3 protein-coding genes and 1 pseudogene are annotated in these 2,074 nt (G+C 49.7%); 2 read left to right on the plus strand and 2 right to left on the minus strand.

The genetic code is table 11. The annotated features are described in order from the left end of the window. A pseudogene (locus DT73_RS26635) lies at positions 1-388 on the plus strand (hypothetical protein); the annotation flags it as partial. A 1-nt stretch (position 389) separates the two neighbouring features. After that, positions 390-839 (plus strand): tail assembly chaperone, encoded by a 450-nt coding sequence (locus DT73_RS02785; protein WP_036103609.1) that lies wholly within the window; start codon positions 390-392, stop codon positions 837-839. Here the strand turns inward: DT73_RS02785 and DT73_RS26525 are convergent. Beyond that, positions 836-1,003 (minus strand): hypothetical protein, encoded by a 168-nt coding sequence (locus tag DT73_RS26525; protein WP_036103613.1) that lies wholly within the window; start codon positions 1,001-1,003, stop codon positions 836-838. The two genes, DT73_RS02785 and DT73_RS26525, sit on opposite strands and share 4 nt — an antisense overlap. Positions 1,004-1,011: 8 nt before the next feature. Next, positions 1,012-1,938 (minus strand): glycine-rich domain-containing protein, encoded by a 927-nt coding sequence (locus DT73_RS26640; protein ID WP_235234371.1) that lies wholly within the window; start codon positions 1,936-1,938, stop codon positions 1,012-1,014. Positions 1,939-2,074: the final 136 nt, after the last annotated feature.

Raw genomic sequence — 2,074 nt, forward strand, 5'->3', positions numbered from 1 at the left:
AAACCTTGGTTTGGGAGATATCGCTCTCGCGGGGGTGTGCTCTGGATCTCTGGGAACGGGCGGGTACATTTCAACGCCAATGATAATTAATGGCGTGAAGCGTAATTTAATCAAGCAATGGGGCACGACAACCATATCGCTCACCGTTTCACAGAACGCTGTTGAGGGTAATACGTCAATCACATTTCCAACAACATTTCCCAATGCGGCTGTGAGCCTGCAGGCATCAGTTCTTACTGATGTGGCGGGGGGGACATGTGAAACTTGCAGGCCAACCGCGTTATCCACAACAGGCGCTGTTTTAAGGGGAATGTCCATTTCTTCAAACTCAGCAGGTTCACCTACTGCCGGGACAGTTACCGTATACTGGGAAGCGACAGGTTATTAAAATGACTAAATATTTTTCACCTTCAAAACTTGGTTTCTTTGATGATTCGTTAAAGAAATCTTACGATGTGGCAGGTTCATGGCCTGATGATGCAGTAGAAATTACTGATGTTGCATGGCAGACGTTTCTTGACACGCCCACCGAGGGAAAACAACTTGGGGCTGACTCATCAGGTGGACCGGCGTGGGTTGATATACCAGCACCAACAACAGATGAACTCATCACCGAAGCAAAAGAAAATCAGGCCAACCTCATTACTTCTGCAAAAAGCGAAATATCGATATGGCAGACAGAATTGTTGCTGGGCACTATCAGTGATGATGATAAGGCATCACTGACAGCCTGGATAAGGTATATCAACGAACTACAGGCGCTGGACTTCAGCTCAATAACAGATGAAGCCAGCTATAATGCCTTTGTCTGGCCTGATGCTCCTGAATCTTCAAGTTAACTGGACTGCATCTCTGGCGCGTGAAACTCAGTGCCGTCGTATGTATAGCCCTGCAATACCTCTGCAGGGCATTCAACCCAAATAAGCGATGGGTGGAAACGTTCTGTTGGATCTATATCGGTTAATTCGACAACTTCATTATTCTCTATTCTTGCCCAGCTCATACCTCACCTCACCATTCAATTAAAACAAGACCATCCGCACCACTACCGGCACGACATGACGTTGTTGTTGAGTTAGCATAGGCTGCACCTGAACCGCCGCCGCCAGGCCCCCTCGCGTTATTTCCATTGTTCTGTGTACCAGAACTTACACCTGCCCCTCCCGGACCACCACCAGAGCCACTGTTATATGAAGTTGAGTTATAATTATTACCGGGTGAACCGGGGCCAAGAGAACTGTTAGTGTCTCCACCTACTCCAGCACCACCCCATCCAGCAGATGGTGTTCCACCGGATGTTCCACCTGTCGCTGAGCAATAAGATCCGAACGATGAAGATCCCCCATCTACACCGCCAATCTGGCTTGTTCCCGCTGCGGGGGCGGCACCTCCTGCACCGACGGTAATAGTGACAGTCTGTATCCCGGTTAAATCCACTATTTTTTGCGCTATGCCACCACCTCCACCACCACCTCCACCCGCAGCCCGGCCACCAGAAGCACCAGCACCAATAACTGTTACTTTCGCTTTGCGGCCATTCTGTAATAGCTCAGGAACACTCCATGTGGTGACACCTGCGGTCGAAAATATCGCGCAATTACGCAGACCAAAAGCGCTTGCTCCCAAACCAAGGTTTGCGAGACCCTGTGCAACAGCTGCAGGACCATCAGCTTTGATATCCGCAAACGGATTCTCTCTGCTGAGAAAAAGCCTGGTGAATGCCGTGAGCAATTGCGTCGCATCTGCCTTATCTGGGTCAATTTCTGCCTGGTCAAGAATATTAAGTAACTCTGACTGAACGGTATTGAACCAGTCAGGGCCCGGATAGGTGGGAGGAATACCATTCCCCCCTTCAGTGAAGAACAGGCGCAAGGCACTGTACAGTGGTGACACGGCGGGCATAACCGGGACGCCCGTATTATTATCGACATGGAACATCAGTTATCTCCTGCATAAATAAATTCATAGCCTGTGCCACCCATACGATACTTTGTCATAACACACTCAAGCTCCCGGGCACGGTCACTGAGTAACGGCGTCATGACCGTATCCATACACGTAAACCGGCCACCAC

Source organism: Mangrovibacter sp. MFB070 (genome assembly GCF_000705335.1).
Classification (GTDB): domain Bacteria; phylum Pseudomonadota; class Gammaproteobacteria; order Enterobacterales; family Enterobacteriaceae; genus Mangrovibacter; species Mangrovibacter plantisponsor.

Bases quoted from the DNA above. Each gene is read 5' to 3' on its own strand.
- DT73_RS26525 (WP_036103613.1), bottom strand. From the start codon at position 1,003: ATGAGCTGGGCAAGAATAGAGAATAATGAAGTTGTCGAATTAACCGAT.
- DT73_RS02785 (WP_036103609.1), top strand. From the start codon at position 390: ATGACTAAATATTTTTCACCTTCAAAACTTGGTTTCTTTGATGATTCG.
- DT73_RS26640 (WP_235234371.1), bottom strand. From the start codon at position 1,938: ATGTTCCATGTCGATAATAATACGGGCGTCCCGGTTATGCCCGCCGTG.